Below are 22,443 nucleotides of genomic sequence, written 5' to 3'. Positions count from 1 at the left end.
ACCTCGCGGTCAGCGATCACTGTTGTCGGCAACCTTGAATGCCTGCGTATGGAAAGAACGCGCTGCGAGTGCAGGCCGCTGCACTCGTTGCCCGGCACCATCGGTCAGCACCCGTTGCAGGGCGGTTATGCAGGCCGCATCACGGACGGCACGTTCAGCGCTTGTAGCGTCATCCAGGAGTTTGTGCCACATCGTACTATCCGCCGGTGAGCGTAAGCGCAGGACATCAGCGCAGGCGGCGGCGTGCACAATGTCCATCAGTGGCTGCTCAGCTACCTGCTCACACCAATGCAGGCTCGCGCCACAGATTACTCTCGCGGCGTAGGCGTTTTGCCGGGCGAGCTGCCAGAGGTAGGCAACGCTGGCCATGACCAGGCGGTTCACCGCCTGATCGGACGGCGCACTGGCAAACAAATCGCGCTCGCGACACGCGACGATCAAGCCGTCCCAGAATTCTCCATCGGCTTCCCGCAGCGAGAACAACAGGAACGGCGCACTTGCCAGCCGCTCCCGCTGCAGGCTGCGCTGTGCCTGGAGGCGATCGAACAAGTCCGCTGTCAGGCCATGGCAAAGCACCTGCGCTCGCTGCGAATCCGCAAGCAGGTCCAGAAAAGCCCGATTGAGGGCCCTGACATTGGTGTAATCCGCGTGCTGCGGCCCCAGATAGTCCATCCCCTACTCCCTCATGCCGGCGGTGCGCCGATTTGCGCCAGCGCTCCCCCCTTCCGAGCCCGTCGACACCGTTCTTTGACGGCTGGTAACGGGCTCTCAGCGGGCCTGGCGAGCCTTTACGGTCATTTTTTGCAGTTACTCTAATTTGTCTTGTACGACCATGTATAGATCGTATAGGGTTTTATATCACTGTATATGGGCTATAACTAGCATAAGGGGAGAGAAATGCGACTGACTGATGACCGTTACGCTTCAGAGCGCTGCCGTTTCGAGCTGGCCCTGCGCATGATTCGTCATGAGGCCCGCACCCGGACCATACGTGACTGCACCGGTCTGAGTGACGACCGGATTCGCAAGGTATACGCGACCTACTTCCGCGATCAACACGGCACGGAGATTCGCCGGCGTCGCGGCAAATCGCCGCAACAGGTCACGTTGTTCGTCAAGAACCCGTTCTATCAACTGGAAGCAAGCACCCTTGTCGCACTGTTTTGCGCAAATCTGCTGCTGCGCATCGACCAAGAAAATGCAATACACCCCTGCTGGCCCCGCCCTGACGTAGAGTACGGCCACCGCTTGTGCCGGGCGTTCGAGACCTACCAGCTGCTGCACCGCCGCCCGCAACTGAGTTTCGAATGGACCTGGAACCTTCTGCAGAACATCTCCAAGAACGACGAGCTTGTGCTATCAACCTGTACAGACTGCAACAGCCGCTACGTGCAGGACGCTTACGCACTTGATCACCACACTTGTCCCAGCTGTGAGATCACCCGGCAGCGCCGTTGCAGGAAACACGCGACAGCAATATCGGTGTAACTCGAACAATCGGGCGCAATTCAAACGCGGCCGAACCAATGCTCGCGATACCGTTTGTACCAACACCATCCCGTGGTTGTCGGCCATGGGAACGAATACACCATGTTACTTGCCAATACGGCATGCAACGGCGGCGCAATTGCTTGTAGATGCAGATGCCAGACCAACATGGCATTGCAGTGGCGCATCGACTTGTAGTTACAATGCGACCAGTCTGATCTGCCCGCTGCGGAGTTGTACGTATTTATCAACTTTTTCATTTGAAGGCCAAGAGCGGCGCTAGTCTGCAGAAACAGATTGTTGAACAGATCGTCGCCGCTATCGCGCAGGGTCACATCACGGCCGATACACCGCTACCGCCCAGCCGCATTCTTGCCAGCCAACTCGGCGTTGCCCGCAATACGGTGACACTGGCCTACCAGCGCCTGAAGGAAGACGGCTACCTGTTGTCACGGGAACGCAGCGGTTATTTCGTCAACCCTGAGTTCCTGAATCAGATCCCCGTGAACCGGTCAGTCGCAGAACTGACCGAGACCGCCCAGACTCCGGACTGGGACGGCCGCCTGAAGATCAGCCTTTCCGAACAGCGCAACATCAGAAAGCCGCGGGATTGGCAGCATTACAAGTACCCATTTATTTACGGTCAGGTGGACCACAGCCTGTTTCCGACCAATCACTGGCGAGAGTGTTGTCGCGATGCTGTCAGCGTCGGTGCAATACGCGATTGGGCCAACGATCACGTCGACAGCGATGACTCAGTACTTATAGACCAGATTCACAAGCAGATACTGCCGCGACGCGGAATCTGGGCAGAGCCCGACCAGATACTGATCACTGTCGGTGCTCAGCACGCGCTGTACATGCTGGCGCGCTTGCTGTTGTCGGCGGACGTCACGGTAGGAATAGAAAATCCGGGATATGTTGATTTTCGCAATATCGCGTCCTTGAGTGGCGCTCGAATCAAGGGGCTGCCAATTGACGACGACGGCCTGATTCTTTCGCCAGACATCGATGAATGCGACTACCTGTATGCGACGCCCAGTCACCAGTCACCGACGACAATTACGATGTCGCTGCAGCGACGATATGAGTTGCTCGAGCGCGCGGTCAGCTCGAGTTTCGTCATTATCGAAGATGACTATGAGAGCGAGATCGCTTTCTCCGACAACCCGACCCCGGCCCTCAAGAGTCTCGATTGCAACGAGCGTGTCATCTACGTTGGCAGCTTATCGAAAACGCTGGCCCCTGGCCTCCGTATGGGCTACGTCGTCGGCTCTACACGGTTCATTGCCGAGTTGCGTCAGCTTCGGCGCCTGATGATCAGGCACCCGGCCGCCAACAATCAACGCTCAGTAGCGCTGTTTCTCGCCCGCGGCTACCACGATGCGTTGACGCGCGCGTTGGTTGGCGCCTACCGGGAGCGCTACGCCGTACTCAAGGAAGCGCTCAACAACTACATGCCCGGTGCCACCTTGTCCGAATCCGTGGGCGGTTCGTGCGTTTGGGTTCAAGGTCCGGCCGAACTCGATGCCCGACTGTTGCGCAAACGCGCTGCCGCGGCCGGCATCCTCATTGAACCTGGCGATATACATTTCCTTGGCGCCGAGCCACCGCGCAATTATTTCAGGCTAGGCTTTTCATCGATCCCATTGGAAAAAATCGAACCGGGCATTCGCGAATTGGGTCGCATTGCCGATCAACTGCTAACCGGTTCAGACACCTAGCTGGTGCCAAATTCCGTGCAGTTCTGGTTCTAACTGCCGCCAGACCGTTTTGCCTATCATGAGGCACAAGCGTTCGCGTGGTCAGAAAACTATCCACAGCTGCCACCGACGCATTCCAAACTTTGACGAATAGAAACGTCGGCACGTTAGATCCGAAACCGGAGAGCACGTGACCCGGCCAGGAGAGCGCTATGACCCGCATGACCCCCAGTGAAGCCTTTGTCGAAACGATGGTGGCGCAAGGCGTTACCGATATCTTCGGCATCATGGGGTCCGCCTTCATGGACGCGATGGACATCTTCGAACCCGCTGGCATTCGCTTCATCCCGGTGGTGCATGAACAAGGCGCTGCACACATGGCCGATGGCTTTTCCCGGGTCAGTGGCCGGCACGGCGTCTGTATTGGCCAGAACGGTCCCGGTATCACCAACTGCGTTACCGGGATCGCCGCGGCATATTGGGCGCATTCGCCCGTGGTAATCGTTACTCCGGAAACCGGCACCATGGGCATGGGGCTTGGGGGTTTCCAGGAAGCCAATCAGCTGCCGGTGTTCCAGGAATTCACGAAATACCAGGGCCATGTAAACAACCCGAACCGCATGGCTGAGTTCACCGCCCGCTGTTTCGATCGCGCGCTTACCGACCTGGGGCCGACCCAACTCAATATCCCGCGCGACTACTTCTATGGCGATCTCAATATTGAGATTCCGGAGCCCATTCGTATTGAACGAGGCGCCGGCGGCAAAAATGCGCTGGACCAGGCGGCCGCGTTGCTCGCCAAAGCCAAATTCCCCGTGATCATTTCCGGTGGCGGCGTCATCAATGCCAACGCCGTTGCCGAATGTCAGGCGCTGGCTGAACGACTGGGCGCACCAGTCGTCAATAGCTATCTGCACAACGATTCGTTCCCCGCCGATCACCCACTCTGGTGTGGTCCGCTGGGCTATCAAGGCTCAAAAGCCAGTATGAACTTGCTGGCCAAGGCCGACGTCGTACTCGCGCTGGGCACACGCCTCGGGCCGTTCGGCACCTTGCCGCAATACGGTCTGGATTACTGGCCGAAAGATGCCAGAGTGATTCAGGTCGACGCCGACCACAAGATGCTTGGCCTGGTCAAAGACATTGCTGTCGGTATCTGCGGCGATGCCGGCGCGGCCGCCGACGCCATCCTCAGCCTGATCAGCAGCGAGACGCTCGCTTGCGATGCCAACAAAGATGACCGTGCAAGCCAGATCAAGAACGAGAAAGCCGCCTGGGAACAGGAGCTGAACGACTGGATACATGAAAAGGACGAGTTCAGTCTCGAGGCGATCAAAGCCGCAGACGGACGTTACATGCACCCTCGTCAGGCATTGCGGGCACTGGAAAAAGCTTTGCCTGCCGATGCCATGGTCTCTACCGACATTGGCAATATTAATTCGGTAGCAAACAGCTACCTGCGTTTTAGCCAACCACGCAGCTTCTTCGCCGCCATGAGTTTCGGCAATTGTGGTTACGCATTCCCGACGATCATCGGCGCCAAAGTTGCGGCCCCTGAGCGTCCCGCCGTTGCCTACGTCGGCGACGGCGCATGGGGCATGAGTCTGATGGAAACCATGACCTGTGTGCGGGAAAACATTCCGGTTACCGCGGTCGTGTTTAACAACGGACAGTGGGGCGCGGAGAAGAAGAACCAGGTGGACTTCTACGATCGCCGCTTCGTCGGCGGCGAGCTTGAGAACCAGAGTTTCGCTGGCATTGCGCGTGCCATGGGTGCCAACGGCATAACCGTTAGCGACGTAGCGGACGTCGGCCCGGCGCTCGACGGCGCACTGCAGGCACAGCAGAAAGACGGTACTACGACAATTGTCGAAGTGATGTGCACCCAGGAACTGGGCGACCCGTTCCGCCGGGACGCTCTGTCGAAGCCGGTTCGTTATCTCGATAAGTACAAAAAATACGTATAAGCCATGCTGTCCTCAGCTGTTCGTCGCTGCGTCGGTTTGGCCGCCATAGCGCTGCCGTTCATGGCAAATGGCGTTGAGAACGAAACCGGGACAGCGACGGACAGGGTTCCGTTCGCCAGTAGTTACCAGCCCATGCCGGCGCAACCGGTGCTGTTAAGAAACGCCACCATCCTGACGGGTACCGGCCAGCGGCTGGACGGTGGCGATGTCTTGATCGAAGACGGACGAATCCGGCAGGTCGGTAGCGACCTCGATGCAGGGAATGCCGCCGTATTCGACGCAAGCGACCTCTGGCTGACGCCCGGAATTATCGATGTTCATTCGCACATCGGTGTGTATTCGAACCCCGGCGTTGAAGGGCACTCGGACGGCAACGAATCGGTCAATCCCAACACAGCTCAAGTCTGGGCGGAACACAGTGTCTGGCCACAAGACCCGGCGTTCATAACCGCGCTCGCCGGCGGCGTTACAACGCTGCAAGTTCTACCCGGCTCCGCCAATTTGTTCGGCGGCCGTGGCGTAACGCTAAAAGCGGTACCCGGAACGTCCGTCATGGACATGAAATTCCCGGGCGCACCCTACGGCATGAAAATGGCGTGCGGCGAGAACCCGAAGCGACTTTACAAGAGTCGCCGTCGTTCGCCGGCAACGCGCATGGGCAATATCGCCGTCGCCCGGGAAGCGTGGATCGATGCCGCTGAGTACCGGGATAAACTGCAAGCGTACGCCGAGGGCCGCGGCAAAAAACCCAAACGCGACCTCAAGCTGGAGACGCTTGCTGGTGCATTGAACGGCGAGATTCTCGTTCACAACCATTGCTACCGGGCCGACGAAATGTCGCTGATGATCGATGTCGCCCACGAGTTTGGCTATCAGATCACTGCATTCCATCATGCTGTTGAAGCCTACAAGATTGCCGGCAAGTTAAGAGACAACGGCATCTGTTCTGCCATCTGGGCCGATTGGTGGGGCGCGAAAATGGAAACGTTTGATGGCATTCCGGCAAATGGGGTGATCCTCGATCAGGCCGGGGCCTGTGTCGTCGTGCACTCTGACAGCAAAGTCGGCATACAGCGATTGAATCAGGAAACCGCGAAGATCATGCGCGCTGCGGCCGAAGCGAACATCGAGATCCCTCCCGAACACGCCATTCAGTGGATATCGAAGTACGCAGCCGAAGCACTGGGCATACTCGAGCAAACCGGCACCATCGAACCGGGCAAAATGGCTGATCTCGTACTCTGGAACCGGAATCCGTTCAGCGTTTACGCCCGGCCTGTGCGCGTTTATGTCGATGGCGCAATCGCATTTGACCTTGACGACCAAAGCGCGAACCCGGTATCTGATTTCAGCCTCGGGACATCCAGAGTGCATGAGGGGCAACCATGAACGTGTGGCACCTCGCCCTCTCGCTCGTCCTGCTCCCCGGCGCATTGCTTGCAGAGACACTCGTAATACGAAATGCGACTGTGCACACCGTTGGCCCGCAGGGTGTTCTGAATAATGCCAGCATCGTTATTGATAACGGCCGTATAAGCCGCGTCGGCGACCGAATTGCCGACATCGACGACGCCATTATTATCGATGCCGAAGGCCGCATCGTGACACCGGGTCTGTTTACGCCACTCGGGCAACTGGGACTGATCGAAGTCAAATCCGTTGGATCCTCGATTGATTCGGTTCGCCGTGGCTTCCAATTCTCCGCCTCATTTGATGTTGCCACGGCGTTCAATCCGAATTCTTCACTGATACCTGTCGCCAGAATAGCCGGCATAACGCAGGCCGCAATTACCCCCACTGCCAACGACAGCAACGACCCGGACGGCAGCGCTTCCGTATTCTCGGGTATCGGTGCTGTCGTACACCTTGGGCCACGGTCTCCCGCTATCATCAAGAAGCAGGCCATGATGGTGGCCTACCTGGGTACGGGGGGTGCGACACGCGCGGGTTCATCAAGAGCAATGGCACTGCAAAAACTGCACACCGCTCTTGCCGATGCTGAGGACTACTCGGCATGGAGAATCACACAGCCGGACTCGAGCCGGTATTCGCTTGGTGAAGCCGATCTCATTGCGCTGCAACCCGTTCTCGCCGGTGATACGCCGTTGTTGGTCTACGTCAATCGTGCCAGTGACATGGCGAACATTGTGGATCTCGCGGCGGAGTACGGTATCCGACTCGTCATCGTGGGCGGCGCCGAAGGCTGGCTGCTCGCTGACAAACTGGCGGCAAGTAATACGGTAGTGGTCGTCGATGCGAGTGCGAATCTGCCAACCGGCTTTGACCACTTCAATGCCCGCCTCGACAATGTCGCGTTGCTGGCGAAAGCCGGTGTCGAAGTGGTGCTCGACGCAAACAACAGCCGCCAGAATCACAACGCGCGAAATATTACGCAAGCGGCAGGCATCGCCGTCGCCAATGGTCTGGACTGGGATACTGCACTGCACGCAATTACGCTCGCGCCGGCCAGGGTTTACGGCGTTGACGACGAAGTCGGCAGCATTGAGCCCGGCAAACGCGCCAACATCGTGATCTGGCGCGACGATCCCTTTGAATTGAGCAGCTTTCCGGAACAGGTCATCATTGACGGGGAAATAGTACCCAGAGTCTCGCGGCAAACATTACTACGTGACCGCTATCTGGCAACGGATGATGCGCGACCGCCAGCCTACCGCAAGCCCTGACTGATTCGACAGGATTAGCGCAGTGGGCGAAACTTTCTGCCCGAAAAATATTGGCCGTCCGATTGGTGTACAGGCTCAACGCAGCGACATTTCTAAGAGCACCTGAATACTGCGGCACTGTGGCTGGGTAACGTACGAGCTTAGGGCTTAGGGCTTAGGGCTTAGGGCTTAGGGCTTAGGGCTTAGGGCGAGAATGCCATCGATACCGGAATTGCCCGTCACATTTCAGACATTGCCCTGACCTGACCGGTCGTCGAAAAAATCGACGACCGGGTGGATTACTCAAACCTGGCCTGCGGCCCTGCCAAGTGCTGCGTCCAAAGCAGCCACGATGTCATCGATGTCCTGTTGCGACACGATGAAGGCCGGACTCAAGGCGAGGGTATTATTGAACTTCTGGAAGCTCCGGTTTGTGCGGCCAATGATTACACCATGCGCCATACAGTCCGCCGCAATGCCAGCAACAATAGCTTCGGTGACCGGTTCCTTCGTTTCCCGGTTGCTGACCAGCTCCAGTCCTGCAAACAGGCCCTTGCCACGCACATCGCCAATCAACGCATGTCGTTGCTGTAATTCAAGCAACCGGTCCATAAGGTAATCACCCATTTCGACAACGTTATCGAGCAGATTTTCATCTTCGATAATCCGTATGTTTTCCAGCGCCGCAGCCGGGCCGGAAGCGCAGCCACCAAATGTTGAAACGTCCCTAAAGTAAGCCATGCGGTCTGCCGGGTCGGCGACAAATTGCTGGAATACATCTTCGGTGGTCACGGTGCAAGAAATCGGCGCGTAGCCCGACGCGACACCTTTCGCCATCGTGACAATATCCGGCTGCACGTCGTAATGCTGGTAGCCAAACCACTTGCCTGTTCGCCCGACACCGCATACAACTTCGTCAAGAATTAGCAGCAACTGGTACTTCCTGCAGATTTCCTGAATGATCTTCCAATAACCTTCCGGCGGCGTAATCACCCCACCACCGGCCGTTATCGGCTCAAGAATAACCGCGCCGACACTGTCCGGCCCTTCGCGCTGAATCACTGCTTCCAGCTCACGGGCAGCCCGCTCACCGTAGTCGTTCACTTCGCCGTACTGACTTCGATAGCCGCTGCAATGCGGCATCTCGACAAACCCCGGCGTAAACGGTCCGTACTGGCCACGTCGTTCTTCCTGTCCGGACGCGCTGAGCGTCGTGATCGTCGTCCCGTGGTAATCGCGCTCGCGGTAGATGATTTTGTGCTTTTGCCCGTTGTGCCGCAGGTGTGCAATCTGGCGAACGATCTTAAAGGCCTTCTCGTTGGCCTCCGACCCGGAACTCGACAGATAGACGCGCGACAATCCGGGCATCTTGCTCAACAACTTGTCAGCAAACAGCGCCCCCGGGATCGTTCCGGAGATACCGGCGAAATAGCACATTTCAACCAACTGATCACGTACTGCATTGGCGATTCTTTCGCGTCCATAGCCAACATTGACGGTCCACAGTCCGCCAGACACCGCATCGAGGTACTGATTACCATCGATATCCCAAATATTCAGACCGGCCGCACGCGCCATGATCGTCGGGTACTTTTGTTCAAACACACTGTGCTGGGTCAGGTGGTGCCAGACACTATCGCGATCCATGCGTTTGATAGCGTCGTAATTCCGATTTTTCTCGATCGCCTGCATTTACAAGATCCACCGTATCAGTAAAACAATTAGCAGACGATAAGACTCGCGCGAGCGCTGGAAAAGGACCAAAGCAGAGAGACTTTTTGTACCAGAGTGCAGAGGAAAGTGTATGGCCACACCTATTGCAACTGCGGCAACAGGCGGACATGGGCCTGGCACCGTTTTGGCGCCAAAAATAGGGCGGTTATGGTTCTACCGCCAAAAGACGGGCTTCGCTATTTTAGTTTGCTCACTTGCCAATAGCCGTCTGGTTACCCGCGTCACTGCCCGCTGTAAGAGGGCAATGCGGGCTGCCACCAACTACAACGTATCCTATGTCTGGACACATCACTTCTCGCTGCCCGGCCGATCTGTTATCGATTGCAAGCAATCACAATGCAATCTGCACAGCCGTCGTGAATTGCAACAGCCTGCAAACGATGAACAGCGCCTATCTGGCGTTTCAGCAAGGATTGGTAGAACCCGTTCTGATCGGTGATAAAACCAGCATTGCAGATCACGCACGAACACTTGCGTGGGACATTTCCGGGATTCGGCAGGTAGCCACTCAGTCCGCTTCGGAGGCGGCCCGCGTAGCCGTCAGTCTGGCTAAGTCGTCAGAAGTCGCTGGACTTATGAAAGGCGACATCGGCACCGACGTGCTACTTCGCGCTGTAATCGACAGAGAAAATGGCATTCTGTGCGGCACACGATTGAGCCATGTGTTTCACCTTAGCGTTCCGGATCAATCCAGCGCAATTTGTGTAACCGACGCCGTTATCAATGTGTTGCCAGGGCTTACGGCGAAACTGGCGATCGCAAGAAATGCGGTGTCTTTGTTGCACGCTCTCGACATCGTAACGCCGCGTGTCGCCGTTCTATCCGGAACCGAGAAAGCCAGTTCGTCGATGCCCTCGAGCGTAGAGGCAGAACAGCTCGCGCAGCTAGCAGCACAAGGCGAAATTGAGGGCGCACTCGTTGATGGCCCTGTCGCAATGGATATTGCCATATCGGCGAATGCGGCCGCCCTCAAAGGTTACAAGAGCGACGTATCCGGCCAGGCCGACATCTTGTTGGTCCCAAGCATTGAAGCAGGCAACATCCTGTTCAAGGCAATGGTTCACTACCTGGGCGCCACCGCAGCAGGACTGGTTCTTGGGGCCGCAGTGCCTGTTATGTTGACGTCGCGTTCGGACCCGGCGGAGGCCAGAGTGGCCAGCGCCGCCCTGGCATCAATTTATTGTGCTGCCAAGGTCGCCCACTAGTTTTCACGCAAACCGCTCACGACCGCAAAATCACCGGCCATTGAGTCAGGAAGAGCGGGTGTCCTTCGCCAGTGTCTGATCCACGACCGTGCCCTCCGAAACACGTTGATTGTAGCCAGCCAATCGGCGTTTTAGCGTTGGAGTAAGAATCAGCAAGCCAAGAATATTGGGCACGCAGATCACAAACACCAGCGCATCAGAAAAACTCAGTACTGATTCCAGTTGAATCGAACAGCCGATGATGAGGAATAGACAAAAGACAGTCTTGAAACTGTAGTCCGCCCAAGTGCTCTTACCAACCAAATAGGTCCACCCCTTCAGACCGTAGTACGACCAGGAGATGGTTGTGGTAATTGCAAACAGGAAGCCGGCAAATGCCACGGCGTATGGTGACCACGAGACACTGCGTTCGAAGGCACCGGAGGTCATGGCGATACCGTCGGGAATCTGAGTAATTGCAGGATCGTAGTAAGACGCCGTAATGATGACCAGGGCTGTCAATGTACAGATCACAATGGTATCGATGAATGGCTCGAGCAAAGCAACGTAGCCTTCTGCAATCGGTTCCTTCGTTTGCGCCGCAGAATGAGCAACAGCTGCTGAGCCGATACCGGCCTCGTTCGAAAAAACCGCACGCTGAAACCCGATTATCATCACGCCTATAGCGCCGCCACTCAGACTCTCCGGATTGAACGCCTGGGTGAAAATCGCATTGATGGCGTACGGCAGAGCCTCGTAGTTGAAGCTGATAATCGTCAGGGCACCTACGCAATAAAGTACCGCCATGAACGGCACCATTTTTTCGGTCACCCGGGCGATGCTCTTGATGCCACCGACAATAACCAGCGCAACAATGGCGGCGATCAGAATCCCAAACAACCAGCCCTTGTCACTGAACCAACTCGCGTCCTGTCCGCCGGTCACGCTGACGAATTGAATATAGGCCTGATTCGACTGAAACATATTGCCTATACCGAGGCAGCCGATTACAAGCCCAACGGCATAGAACTTCGCCATCGCATTGCCGAGGCGTGGCAGGTTGCACTCAGCCAGGCCACGTTCGAGGTAATACATGGGGCCGCCGGAAACGGTGCCATCAGCGTGGGCTCGCCGGTACATCGTGCCAAGCGCACATTCGACAAATTTGGTGGACATGCCGAGCATGCCTGCGACGATCATCCAGAACACCGCGCCTGGTCCGCCTGCGGCAATAGCAACGGCCACACCGCCAATATTGCCGATGCCTACAGTGCCGGATACCGCGGTAGCCAAGGCCTGGAAGTGCGTCACTTCCCCGGGATGACTGGCTTTGGCGTAGTCCCCGCGTACCACCTTCAGTGCGTGCCGAAAGCCCCGGACGTTGATAAAGCCGAAGCTCAAGGTGAAATACAAAGCTCCGGCAATCAACCAGACGACAATTAGCGGGACGTCGGCGCCAAGGAACGGAAGACTGTAGAAGATGACACTGCTAACAAACTCAGCGAGCGGCGCGACGGTATCGTCGATCAACTGGTCGATATCCAGATTCTGCGCCGACGAAACCGATGGCACCAATGCTGCAAACAAGACTGCTAGAGCAAAGAATGAATACCGGACATTATCGCTCCATCGAGAGCGATGAACTCGTGAGTCTTGCGCGTGCAGTGTCCTCTCCCCGTTGACCGACCCCGCCGCGGAGCCTGCTATCTCTTAGTTCCGCGTTAGTGTTGCCAGGCGTCCTTGTTGCGAATGACCTCACCAGCCATTTCGAACGTCGGTTTGCCGTCATCCAGCGCAAATTTTCCGTTCACTATGACATACGACATGCCACTCGAATACGCTCTCGAGTTCTGCAGCGTCCAACGGGCATTGACGGCGAGTGCATCCGGATCGAATACCTGCACATCGGCTTTGTAACCTTCTTTGAGCAAGCCACGATTCGGTAATGACAACATTTCCGCTGGCAACCCGGTGCCGGCTCTTATCGCGTGCTCTAACGATATAGTCTTACGCTCGAAGACAAACTCGGTGATCTTGTTAGTGAAAGACGCGAAGACACGCGGTTGTGCGAAACCACCGTCAAGATCATAGACACCTGCATCGGTCACTGTACCAAACCAATCCAGTTTCACGAACTCATCGATATCTTCGGGGCTCAAGGTCTGTATCGAACGGTAGGTGGCTCCATTCAGTAATTCCGCATCGCCCCGCTTCTTCACCTCCAACACCACATCGATCGGATCGTTCAGTCCCAATTCCTGACCAATCTCCAGCAATGTCCGGCCCACCCATTGTGGCTGCTGTTTGCAGGCAATCAACTCTACGGATTCGGCGCCACCGTGTTTATCGATTTGCCACGCAATATCTGCACGCAAATCCGCCATTCTCATTGGGTTTTGCAATGTACTTTGCAGTTTCGCCGAAGAATAATCCTTGCCGTCGTAGTAAGTCTTCGGGATCAGACTGAGATCCATTGGGCTGTTGCCGGAATTCGTGAATGCGATGTGCTCCGCGTAAAGCCGCACGCCGCGCTCGCGAGCTTCCTCTATCAGTTCGATAACCTCCCGCGCCTTCCCCCAATAAGACTTGTGCGTGACCTTCAGATGAGTGAAGTCATAGACAACGCCGGACTGCTCCGCTATGCGGATGCCTTCTTTGACGTAATCGATAATGTCCCAACCATCAGGGTATTTTCTGAAACGGTCTTCGTACAGGCCGTCTGCATTGTGGTTGCTCGGAAAGTAATATCGGTGCTGCGGGCCGGTGGCACGCTCATGCGCAATTACTACGGCGCGACTGTCATAGTCACCCACCACTTTGGCAAGATGCACCAACTCTTCTTCATCTGAATAACGCCCACTGGCATATTCCAGCCCCAACGACATGCCGAGTGCACCTTCCTTCATGTAGCGGTGGACACGATCAGCCATAGCAGACATTTCTTTGTCAGTGCTAAAGCGCTTGTAGTTGTCCTCACCCAGCACTTCCATTCGAATATTGTTGTGTCCGAGCAAGATGAAAACGTTCATACCGGCCGGATGCGATTCCAGGTATTTGTACTGCTTGGCAATCTGGCCATTGACGCGGTCGGCATACTTTTTGGAATGACGGCCATCTGCACCAATGTTGACGGTGGTTATGCCCTGGTACAGCAGATTTAGAGCTGCTCGTCGTTCCTTTTGTTCTCCGAGCAGCGCGTCATCTGCATGTGTGTGAACATCAATGTAACCCGGCGCAACCACCTGCCCGGCCGCATCAACCAGTCGCGCAGCTGTGCGCGTGCTGGCGAGATCGGCCCCGATTTCGACAATTTTGTCGTCGACAATACCGACGTCAGCTTTGTAGCCGTCCGCGCCACTTCCATCTATGACTGTGCCGCCGCTAATCAGCACGTCAAAATCAGGCTTGTCGGCCGCGAAGGCTGGTGTGCTGGCCAGCAACAATGCTGCCAGGACCCGTATCAATGTGTTTGACATTCCAAAACTCTCCACAAGGTCGTCGCGGGAGCAGCTCCCGGACGGCCTGATCATGATCAACTCAGAAACGGTAGGTTAACTGTCCGTAGAGGTAGCGGCCCTCAGGTGATGCCATCCAGGCCGGATAGCCAAATGTCGCATCAGCCAAAGGTGGATCACGATCCAGCAGATTTCTCGCGCCAATACGCGCCGTCAGACCATCGAAAGAACCACCATTGAAGCGGTAGTCAACGTGCGCATTGATGGTCGTACCGGTGTGAAAGTGAAAGTATTCAAGCTCGGGGCCGTTAAGCTCCAGCGAGGTATCCCTCACAGTACCTGAGTATTTCGCGAACAAACCGGCGCTCCAGTTTTCTTTCCACCACGTGAAGGTCGCCGTACCCCGCCATGCCGGACGGCGGTTATTGCCCCGCAGTTCGCCGGCCGCGGTCACTATTATGCCGGCATCATTTGCGTCACTAACGTCCTGAATCAATCGCAAGAGGGGCGTAAACTCCTGGTACGCTGTTTCCAGGTAGGCAGCACTCAATTTGACGCGCATTCCGCCGAGATTTGCGCCGAATAGCCGCAGGTCTTTCAAGCGATAATCAATCCCGATATCAACACCTTTGGTTGTTCGGGTTTCCAGGTTAAGAAACCGTCGATTGATAGACACCATTTGCCCAGCGGGCTCCAGTCCCGACCCGGCATAGAAGTCAATATCCTCCTGAGTAATCGGGGCGCGCACTACGTCCGCATAGGCTTCGCCGGTCGTGAGACGTGTCGCCCAGTCGAGGTCCGCAGTATCCTGTCGGTCAATGCCGCCAAAGATACCTTCCTGTTCAATTACCCAGCGATTCAAGGTCAGTATCATGCCGTCAATAAAGGGAGGCTTGTAAGTAAGTCCAAAGGAGTAGCTGGTGTTCTCTTCCGGGCCAATCTCGGCATTACCCAGGAAGGGCGTCAGTATGCCGGGACTGATGTCACAATCACCCAGGTTTTCGAAGACACCATTGTTCACACCAGCCTGACAGCGGTAAGTATCTTCAATGCCTGTGGACGACCGGATTATCCGCGGTGAGTTGACAACTTCCAGCGCAGGCGCAGAGAAACCTTCGGTGTACGAGCCCCGAATCTGCAGGCTCTCAACAATATGCCAGCCAAATGCAAATTTCGGCTTCAACACGCTGCCGAAATCGCTGTAGTGCTCGTAGCGCGCGGCCAGTTGCACATCAAGTGAACTGACACCCGGGATATTCATACCTTCACTAATTACCGGGATCAGCAACTCCGAGTAAGCCGAGAACACGTTACGTGAACCGCTGAAGTCAGGGGTAGAGCTCATGCCCAAGAGGTCACTGTCAGAAAACAGGCCGGTGAACGGATCCGTGTACGTGATCGTGCCATCAAGCCGCGGATCACGATCTTCTTCGAAACTCTCGCGTCTGAATTCCGTACCCACCGCCATACCAACGTAGCCGCCAGGGACTTGCCACAACTCACCGTTCGACATCTTGAAGTCTGCCAGAGCCATTTCAGTCTCGTTCTTGCGGAACGCACTGACTGTCATGCCGTCTATCGTTGCGGCAGGGCTCGGGGTGCAGTCAATCGTATTGAGACCGTTGATGTCATCGTTACAAAATCCGTTGAACGGATTGTAGGCGGTGTCGTCGGTTCGATTAAGCGCTTCAAAAAATGCGACGTTGCTTATGCCATTGGTGCGATCCTCAGTATCTGCACGCGACCAAAGCACTGCACTTTCCCAGCCCCAATTGCCCCATTCGCCTCGCAGGCCACCCAACAGCCGGTGACTGTTGTTGGTAACCTTGTATCTGCGTGGCCCAAAATCCATCGGCCGGTAAGTGGCAATTTCAATATCAAGCCCTTCGGGAGGCGCGTCGAGGCCGGGCAGGCGATTCGGGTTTGGCGAACCGTCGTCGAGAAACTCACGTCCAAACGGGTTCCAGTAAGCGTTACGACCTACGGTAAAAGTGGTCGACGGCGCAAACCAGCCCGGCTCGAGCTGACGCTCAACCACCCCTTGATACGTACCCGCTTCACCGAAAAATTCGAGGCCATTGCCGAAGTCGTGGTTCACGAAGGCAAACGCGTTGATCCTTTCAAGATCAGGTCGCATCGACCGTTGCGGATTGCTGTCTAGCCGTTGATCGCGACTGATACCACCATCATCCATACAGATATCACCCGGCAGATCCGCACGACAACCCGCCAACGTATTCGGCTGAATATGGAACTGACCGGTCGCCGTTGTTATGCGGCCGTCAGCATTGCTGACCGGAGCGTTGCCGAGAGTTCGAAACGTACCCCATGGCGTGTAGGTCGCACGATTATCAAGCTGAGTATCGCCTTCCCAGACAGTCCCTTCAAACAAGGGGCGCAAGTCTTCGGAGCGCGAAAATTCGTGCTCAGTCGCCAGGTACCCGTCTTGCTTAAAGTGATTCAGAGACACCGACACATTGGTCCGCCCTTGATTGAAGTCTTTGCCCCACAAAGCAGAAAGTGTTCGGTGTGTGTAGTCGATACCTTCAGCTCCACCGTAGCGGCCGCTCAATGTCAGCCCTTCGAAGTTGTTCATCAATACCGTATTGACAACACCGGCTGCCGCATCCGTACCGTACAAAGCGGATGCGCCGTCGGATAGCACTTCGACACGCTGGACGCCGCGTGAGGGTACGGTGTTGGTATTCACGGTGGTCGCGATTACGTTGCCTTCGAATTGCGTTCCTGGGTGCTGAATTATCCGGCGACCATTGAGTAGAACGAGCGTGTTGGATGACCCCATGCCACGCAAGTTCAATGCCGCGACATCTCCGCGCGCGCTTTGAATTGAAGCCCGGTCGACCGAACCAATGTCCTCGAACACGGAGACATCTGCCTGCGACATAGATGTGAGCATCTCTGCACCGGAATTGGCCGCAATCGCTTCAACATCGTCGGCGGAAATTACGGACACCGGCAAGATGCCGTCAAGCTGCACACCCCTGATGTGCGACCCAGTTACGATGATCTCTTCCAACTCCTGACTGTCGTCATCGTCCTGAGTTGTAGTGCCCTGAGCATTCACCTGCACTGCGAAAAGCGTCGCCAGTGCAAACACTGAAAAACGACGAAGATGACTTTCTAGACCGACCATTGATATGCCCCCATACTTTTTTTAATTCCTGCATCGTATCCGCCCGCCAGTCATGCTGGACGGGAACTGCCGATGTAAACAAGCTAACAACAAAGCGATAGTGCCGGTAGCACCACACAAATTTCAGACTTGGTGCCAAGCGCTCACTGCGGCAAGGCGTGCTGAGGGACGGCATCGTACTGGTACCCAATTACAGTAATGTGTCAGGTTGTGGTGCACCGAAATGGACCGTCGTGCATTCTTCAAAGCATTTGATGACTGACAGTGGGAGCAAGCAACAGAGGTCAGGGCATTGTCTGCCACCTTCCGGTAAACTGGCCGAATGGCGGAGGTCCTATATGGCCCGCCTCTCCCACAACCGGGTCAACCGGCAGGAAGCCCGAAGATATGCGAGTTCTGACAGCCGACCTTCGCGACCTTGCAGGCAACAAATTGCAATTAGTGCAGCCGATTTTCAAATCTTTAGGCGCCGTGACCCGGATTGCTGGCGCGATCGTTACGCTGCGACTTTTTGAGAACAATTCGCTGCTCGACGATGTCTTGCAAACCGATGGCGCAGATTGCGTCCTTGTTGTAGACGGTGGCTCCTCGATACGAACGCCCTTGCTTGGCGGCAAACCCGCACAACTTGCTCAGGGCATACGCTGGGCAGGCATTGTGATCAACGGTGCAGTGCGCGTTTGTCATGAGATTGAACGGAATGCGCTTGGCGTTCTGGCTCTCGCGAGCGTCTTGCGGCGTAGCAACAAGACTGACGCAGGGGAAAGTGGCGAGCCAATGCACTTTGCCAATGTCGATTATCGGCCGGGTGAATTTGTTGATGCCGATGTAGACGGTCTGATTGTCTCGGCAAGCGAGTTGCCGGGCAACAATGGGAATCTGCAATGATCGGCCACAATATATTCGCCGGCGCTTTTGTTGACCGCTCAGGCCACCGTCGCAAAGACACGGCCTGGCTCGATGCGGCGCTTGCCCGTGAAGATGCTGTATTTGTGCCCGTGTGGAACGATCGTTGTCTCGCTACCGCCGAGCCACACCGCACAGTACTGCTGGCCCGCGACGATCTCGCCGCCTTTTCCTCTGCCATGCCCATTTTTCTGGGCATGTACCGTGACCAACCCGCGTTCGCCGTTGGCATCGACCGTGCAGAAAACACACCGTTCACCGATCATGGCGATTTTCACGACCTGCGCTACCTGGGAAGCGTACTACCGGAAGACGAAGCGAACCTCGTTGCCCACGCCCGGGCACTGGTCCTCTGGCACCAGGCACAAAAGTTTTGCGGTCGCTGCGGCGCGGCCACGTTGCCCAGTGCAGGCGGCAATGTTCGCGTGTGCGAGCGGGAATCCTGCGCAACCCAGATTTTTCCACGCGTTGATCCAGCGATAATAGTATTGGTCACCCGGGGTGACGAATGCCTGCTGGGCCGTCAGAGCGGCTGGCCGGAAGGTCGCTATTCGACCGTAGCCGGTTTTGTGGAGCCTGGAGAAAGCCTCGAAGATGCGGTCGCGCGCGAGGTCCTCGAGGAAACCGATGTGCAAGTTGAAGATGTGCACTACCACAGCTCGCAACCCTGGCCTTTCCCGGCATCACTGATGCTCGGCTTTCATGCCCGCGCCACCAGCGTTGCCATAAAGCTCAACGACGGTGAACTGGAGGATGCGCAGTGGTTCAGCCGCAAGGAATTGCGCTCAGGTTTCCCCAAATTGCCGCCTCGGTTATCCATCGCGCGACGCCTGGTAGAAGACTGGCTCGACGAGACGGATTGATATTGGCATGTGCCTCATCACCCTCGCATGGCATAGCCATCCGCGTTACCGCCTGATCGTCGCCGCAAACCGTGACGAATTCTTCGCCCGCCCTGCCACTGCCATGCAGTGGTGGCGCGACCGACCGGGCATACTCGCCGGTCGCGACCTGCAGGCCGGTGGAACCTGGCTCGGTATCGGCAGGAACGGACACTTCGCAGCACTCACCAACTTTCGTGAACCCCTGCGCCCTCGCTACCAGAAACACACGCGTGGCGAACTGGTCGCGGACTACATTGATGGCGACCGCGGGCCCCTGGACTACGCCAGCAACCTTGACGGTGAACGCTATGCGGGTTTCAGCTTGCTGGTGGCTGATGCGGAATCGCTGGTTTGCGCGTCCAATCGCGGCGCAGTTACGCAATCGCTCGACGCTGGTGTATACGGCCTTAGCAACGCATCACTCGATACGCCATGGCCGAAACTACTCCGTTGCCGGGACGGCTTACGCAAATTGATCGAGCGGGATGCGGTGAACCCGTCCGCTTTGATTCGCATGATGGCCGACACGACACCCGCGTCCGTCAACGACATCGACGAGCAGCTGCCCTTCGCGATGGCGCGCGCTGTATCGGCGCCGTTTATTCATACGCCGGACTACGGTACCCGTTGCACAACGGTTGTGCTGGTCGATTACGACGGTTACATGCAGGTTCAGGAGCGGCGCTTTGATGCAAGCGGCCGTCAAGCGGGCGAAGATCAATTCGGGTTCGACACTTCGGGCGTCGCCTGATTAATCCGCGCCATAGACTCGCAATAACCAATCTCGAATCGCAACGATTTCCTCACCACAGACGGCGTGCGCCATCGGGTAAGCCTGCCACTCCGGATTGAAGCCGGCCGACTGCAGGGTATTCCTCGATAATTCACCCAGCGTAATGGGTAACGTCGGATCGAAAGTACCGTGGGCAATAAACACAGGAATATCCCGTGGCTGCGAGGTCGGTTCTGCGACGACTTCGGTCTGAAAGAATTCAGACAATGGCAACCAGGTCGAGAGCGCCATCAGTCCGGCAAGGCGATCCGGGTAGCGGAGAGCGGTGTGCAAAGCGATAGCCCCGCCCTGGGAGAAGCCGGCGAGCACGATCTTGTTTGCGGGCACTCCACGCTTCTGTTCGCGCTGCACCAACTGCAATAGCTGCTCCGCGCTGGTACGGATGCCCTCTTCGTCCTGCGGCCCCTCGCGGTCGAGGCTGATGATGTCGTACCAGGCGCGCATCGCGATGCCATTGTTAAGAGTCACTTCGCGGATCGGTGCATGCGGAAACACGAAGCGTAAATTGAGCAGGCCATCGAGCCGCAGCTCGGGAACGATCGGCTCGAAGTCATGCCCGTCCGCGCCCAGGCCGTGCAGCCAGATCACGCTGCCGTCCACATCGCCCGGACTTCCCGCTTCCACTGTTTCCAATAAAGACACCCATTGCTCCTGCATATGCTGATATTTGACCGCCGCATCGTACCAGCGCACCTCCCGCCCGGCACTGAAAACCCGCTCAACACCGGTCCAGCAAGAAAAAACCGGGATCGACCAAAATCAATGCTTGACCAGAATATGCGGCTACTGATAGTTTATGCGCATAATTATTCATTGATAGCCCGATGCCAGACAACTCCCACAATCAGAATGATCGGCGCGATGCCATCAAAGCATTGCTCGCCACCGGCCCTGCCGCCACTCAACAATCTTTGGTCGAGGCCCTGACTGCCCAGGGCTTTGTGGCAACGCAGTCCAGCGTCAGTCGCGACTTGCGCGAGCTGACCGCTATAAAAACACCGGCGGGCTACGTCCTGCCACAGCCTGACGTCACGGGCGACGACGAGATCGCTGCCGTTGCCAATCTGCTACGCAGCCTGCGGCCAGCCGGGCCCAATCTGCTGGTTATTCACACCGCCATCGGCAGCGCCCAACGGGTAGCGCTCGCGCTTGACCGTTGCGGCTGGCCGGAAATCATCGGCAACGTCGGCGGCGACGACACTGTCTTTACCGCAACCGCGAGTGCCAGCGAGCAACGCGCTGTCATCACCCGCATTGAACACTGCGCGAACCGCAGCTAAACCAACCAACGGAGTCATCTGTGTCCAGCGATACCTCACCCATCATTCTTGCGTTCTCCGGAGGGCTGGATACTTCATTTTGTGTACCGTGGCTGAAGCAGACCTACGGTCGTGACGTCATAACGGCCTGCGTGGACACCGGCGGACTCGATGCCGCCGCTGCCAGCAACCTTCGTGAACGCGCACTGGCACTCGGTGCCGTTGAGCACTTGCTACTGGACTGCAAACAGGTCTTTTTCGAGCGGGTCATCCGCTATCTTATCGCCGGCAATGTTTACCGCGGCCATGCCTACCCACTTTGCGTCGGCGCCGAGCGCGGTGTGCAGGCGGCCGCACTGGCGCAACTCGCTATCGACCGTCAGGCGACAACGGTCGCGCACGGCTGTACGGCCGCTGGTAACGACCAGGTACGTTTCGAGGTGGCGTTGCGGACACTGAACCCCGGACTTGAAGTGCTCGCGCCCGTGCGCGACAACAACTGGATTCGCGACGAACAACTGGCCTACCTGAAAGAACGCGAATTGCCGCTGCCGCCACAAGGATCGGCGTATTCCGTCAATCGTGGTTTGTGGGGCATAACCATTGGCGGTCGCGAAACCCTGACCTCGGAAGGCTCCATCCCGGAAGACGCATGGGTATTGTCGGCGGGCGCCTACGCGCAGCCGCAGGCACCCAGCAAGCACAGCCTCTCGTTCAAGGCGGGTATTCCAGTCGCGCTCGACCACCAGCCACTGCAACCCGTCGAATTGATAGAGAAACTGGAACAGCTCGCCGGCACCTACGGCATCGGTCGCGGTATACACCTTGGCGACACAGTACTCGGGACCAAAGGCCGAGTGGCGTTCGAAGCACCCGCTGCTGTCACTTTGATAACGGCTCACCGGGAACTGGAAAAGCTGGTGCTTAGCGCACACCAGTCCCGAATCAAAGACAGCGTCGCGGCAACCTATGGCGACATGATTCACGAAGGCCGGCAACTCGATCTTGCTGCTCGCGATATCGAAGCACTACTGGCTTCATCGCAACAACGCGTTAGCGGCGATGTGCACTTCACGTTGCAACCCGGCAGTCTGTTTATCAATGGCGTTACCTCGCCGCACTCTTTACTGGCTGCAACCCGCGGCGTTTACGGCGAAGCCGCTGGCGAGTGGTCAGCCTCGGACGCACTGGGCTATTCACGCGTTCTGTCGCTGCCTGGCATGCTGCAAACCCGCGCTGCAGGAGAGGGTTAG

Annotated in this window: 17 protein-coding genes; 11 read left to right on the top strand and 6 right to left on the bottom strand. The window is 56.8% G+C overall.

Translation table 11 applies throughout. From position 1 onward, the window contains the following. Positions 1–9 precede the first annotated feature (9 nt). Positions 10–672: a hypothetical protein gene (locus AC0L8N_RS11150; RefSeq protein WP_473667728.1), complete on the bottom strand. Its 663-nt coding sequence runs from the start codon at positions 670–672 to the stop codon at positions 10–12. A gap of 225 nt (positions 673–897) precedes the next feature. Here AC0L8N_RS11150 and AC0L8N_RS11145 point away from each other — a divergent pair, with 225 nt between their 5' ends. The 5 genes from AC0L8N_RS11145 to AC0L8N_RS11125 all read left to right on the top strand — a co-directional run bounded on the left by AC0L8N_RS11145 (position 898) and on the right by AC0L8N_RS11125 (position 7,842). Then, positions 898–1,488, top strand: coding sequence for a hypothetical protein (locus AC0L8N_RS11145; protein WP_473667727.1), 591 nt, complete (start codon positions 898–900; stop codon positions 1,486–1,488). 260 nt (positions 1,489–1,748) lie between these two features. Then, positions 1,749–3,212, top strand: a complete 1,464-nt coding sequence (gene pdxR / locus AC0L8N_RS11140; RefSeq protein ID WP_473667726.1) for a MocR-like pyridoxine biosynthesis transcription factor PdxR — start codon at positions 1,749–1,751, stop codon at positions 3,210–3,212. A 200-nt stretch (positions 3,213–3,412) separates the two neighbouring features. Beyond that, the gene (gene xsc, locus AC0L8N_RS11135; protein WP_473670125.1) at positions 3,413–5,158 is read left to right on the top strand and encodes a sulfoacetaldehyde acetyltransferase; all 1,746 of its coding nucleotides are present in this window, start codon (positions 3,413–3,415) and stop codon (positions 5,156–5,158) included. A gap of 3 nt (positions 5,159–5,161) precedes the next feature. Further along, complete coding sequence (locus AC0L8N_RS11130) at positions 5,162–6,547, top strand: amidohydrolase (RefSeq protein WP_473667725.1); 1,386 nt, start codon at positions 5,162–5,164, stop codon at positions 6,545–6,547. Further along, positions 6,544–7,842, top strand: a complete 1,299-nt coding sequence (locus AC0L8N_RS11125) for an amidohydrolase family protein (RefSeq protein WP_473667724.1) — start codon at positions 6,544–6,546, stop codon at positions 7,840–7,842. Before AC0L8N_RS11130 ends, AC0L8N_RS11125 begins: the two co-directional genes overlap by 4 nt. 282 nt (positions 7,843–8,124) lie before the next feature. Here AC0L8N_RS11125 and AC0L8N_RS11120 read toward each other — a convergent pair whose 3' ends face one another. After that, the gene (locus AC0L8N_RS11120; protein ID WP_473667723.1) at positions 8,125–9,513 is read right to left on the bottom strand and encodes an aminotransferase family protein; all 1,389 of its coding nucleotides are present in this window, start codon (positions 9,511–9,513) and stop codon (positions 8,125–8,127) included. Positions 9,514–9,830: 317 nt separating this feature from the next. Between AC0L8N_RS11120 and AC0L8N_RS11115 the strand changes: the two genes are divergently transcribed. Next, complete coding sequence (locus tag AC0L8N_RS11115; protein ID WP_473667722.1) at positions 9,831–10,760, top strand: bifunctional enoyl-CoA hydratase/phosphate acetyltransferase; 930 nt, start codon at positions 9,831–9,833, stop codon at positions 10,758–10,760. A 45-nt stretch (positions 10,761–10,805) separates the two neighbouring features. Here the strand turns inward: AC0L8N_RS11115 and AC0L8N_RS11110 are convergent, their stop codons facing one another. The 3 genes from AC0L8N_RS11110 to AC0L8N_RS11100 all read right to left on the bottom strand — a co-directional run bounded on the left by AC0L8N_RS11110 (position 10,806) and on the right by AC0L8N_RS11100 (position 17,348). After that, on the bottom strand, positions 10,806–12,311 hold the full coding sequence (locus AC0L8N_RS11110) for an alanine/glycine:cation symporter family protein (protein ID WP_473670123.1): 1,506 nt from the start codon (positions 12,309–12,311) through the stop codon (positions 10,806–10,808). Between the two features lie 149 nt (positions 12,312–12,460). After that, complete coding sequence (locus AC0L8N_RS11105) at positions 12,461–14,215, bottom strand: N-acyl-D-amino-acid deacylase family protein (protein WP_473667721.1); 1,755 nt, start codon at positions 14,213–14,215, stop codon at positions 12,461–12,463. A 61-nt stretch (positions 14,216–14,276) separates the two neighbouring features. Then, on the bottom strand, positions 14,277–17,348 hold the full coding sequence (locus tag AC0L8N_RS11100) for a TonB-dependent receptor plug domain-containing protein (RefSeq protein ID WP_473667720.1): 3,072 nt from the start codon (positions 17,346–17,348) through the stop codon (positions 14,277–14,279). 387 nt (positions 17,349–17,735) lie between these two features. On the opposite strand from AC0L8N_RS11100, the gene rraA reads away from it, so the two are divergent. Genes rraA through AC0L8N_RS11085 form a run of 3 tightly spaced genes read left to right on the top strand, consistent with a single transcriptional unit; the run spans position 17,736 to position 19,889 of the window. Next, positions 17,736–18,236: a ribonuclease E activity regulator RraA gene (gene rraA / locus AC0L8N_RS11095; protein ID WP_473667719.1), complete on the top strand. Its 501-nt coding sequence runs from the start codon at positions 17,736–17,738 to the stop codon at positions 18,234–18,236. Next, positions 18,233–19,117, top strand: a complete 885-nt coding sequence (gene nudC, locus AC0L8N_RS11090) for an NAD(+) diphosphatase (RefSeq protein ID WP_473667718.1) — start codon at positions 18,233–18,235, stop codon at positions 19,115–19,117. Before rraA ends, nudC begins: the two co-directional genes overlap by 4 nt. A gap of 7 nt (positions 19,118–19,124) precedes the next feature. Further along, positions 19,125–19,889 carry an NRDE family protein gene (locus tag AC0L8N_RS11085; RefSeq protein ID WP_473667717.1) on the top strand — a complete coding sequence of 255 codons (765 nt, stop codon included), beginning with the start codon at positions 19,125–19,127 and terminating at the stop codon, positions 19,887–19,889. Here AC0L8N_RS11085 and AC0L8N_RS11080 read toward each other — a convergent pair whose 3' ends face one another. Continuing rightward, positions 19,890–20,573 (bottom strand): alpha/beta hydrolase, encoded by a 684-nt coding sequence (locus tag AC0L8N_RS11080; RefSeq protein ID WP_473667716.1) that lies wholly within the window; start codon positions 20,571–20,573, stop codon positions 19,890–19,892. It abuts the gene before it with no gap. Between the two features lie 182 nt (positions 20,574–20,755). On the opposite strand from AC0L8N_RS11080, the gene AC0L8N_RS11075 reads away from it, so the two are divergent. Then, the gene (locus AC0L8N_RS11075; RefSeq protein WP_473667715.1) at positions 20,756–21,211 is read left to right on the top strand and encodes an arginine repressor; all 456 of its coding nucleotides are present in this window, start codon (positions 20,756–20,758) and stop codon (positions 21,209–21,211) included. Positions 21,212–21,231: 20 nt separating this feature from the next. After that, the gene (gene argG / locus AC0L8N_RS11070; RefSeq protein WP_473667714.1) at positions 21,232–22,443 is read left to right on the top strand and encodes an argininosuccinate synthase; all 1,212 of its coding nucleotides are present in this window, start codon (positions 21,232–21,234) and stop codon (positions 22,441–22,443) included.

The organism is Woeseia sp. D3-10 (genome assembly GCF_055809415.1).
Note: the sequence above shows the minus strand (reverse complement) of the source record. Positions and strands in the feature narration are given on the sequence as shown.

Bases quoted from the DNA above. Each gene is read 5' to 3' on its own strand.
- AC0L8N_RS11085 (WP_473667717.1), top strand. From the start codon at position 19,125: ATGTGCCTCATCACCCTCGCATGGCATAGCCATCCGCGTTACCGCCTG.
- AC0L8N_RS11105 (WP_473667721.1), bottom strand. From the start codon at position 14,215: ATGTCAAACACATTGATACGGGTCCTGGCAGCATTGTTGCTGGCCAGC.
- AC0L8N_RS11150 (WP_473667728.1), bottom strand. From the start codon at position 672: ATGGACTATCTGGGGCCGCAGCACGCGGATTACACCAATGTCAGGGCC.
- AC0L8N_RS11130 (WP_473667725.1), top strand. From the start codon at position 5,162: ATGCTGTCCTCAGCTGTTCGTCGCTGCGTCGGTTTGGCCGCCATAGCG.
- AC0L8N_RS11075 (WP_473667715.1), top strand. From the start codon at position 20,756: ATGCCAGACAACTCCCACAATCAGAATGATCGGCGCGATGCCATCAAA.
- AC0L8N_RS11145 (WP_473667727.1), top strand. From the start codon at position 898: ATGCGACTGACTGATGACCGTTACGCTTCAGAGCGCTGCCGTTTCGAG.
- AC0L8N_RS11120 (WP_473667723.1), bottom strand. From the start codon at position 9,513: ATGCAGGCGATCGAGAAAAATCGGAATTACGACGCTATCAAACGCATG.
- rraA (WP_473667719.1), top strand. From the start codon at position 17,736: ATGCGAGTTCTGACAGCCGACCTTCGCGACCTTGCAGGCAACAAATTG.
- AC0L8N_RS11100 (WP_473667720.1), bottom strand. From the start codon at position 17,348: ATGGTCGGTCTAGAAAGTCATCTTCGTCGTTTTTCAGTGTTTGCACTG.
- AC0L8N_RS11115 (WP_473667722.1), top strand. From the start codon at position 9,831: ATGTCTGGACACATCACTTCTCGCTGCCCGGCCGATCTGTTATCGATT.
- nudC (WP_473667718.1), top strand. From the start codon at position 18,233: ATGATCGGCCACAATATATTCGCCGGCGCTTTTGTTGACCGCTCAGGC.
- AC0L8N_RS11125 (WP_473667724.1), top strand. From the start codon at position 6,544: ATGAACGTGTGGCACCTCGCCCTCTCGCTCGTCCTGCTCCCCGGCGCA.
- xsc (WP_473670125.1), top strand. From the start codon at position 3,413: ATGACCCCCAGTGAAGCCTTTGTCGAAACGATGGTGGCGCAAGGCGTT.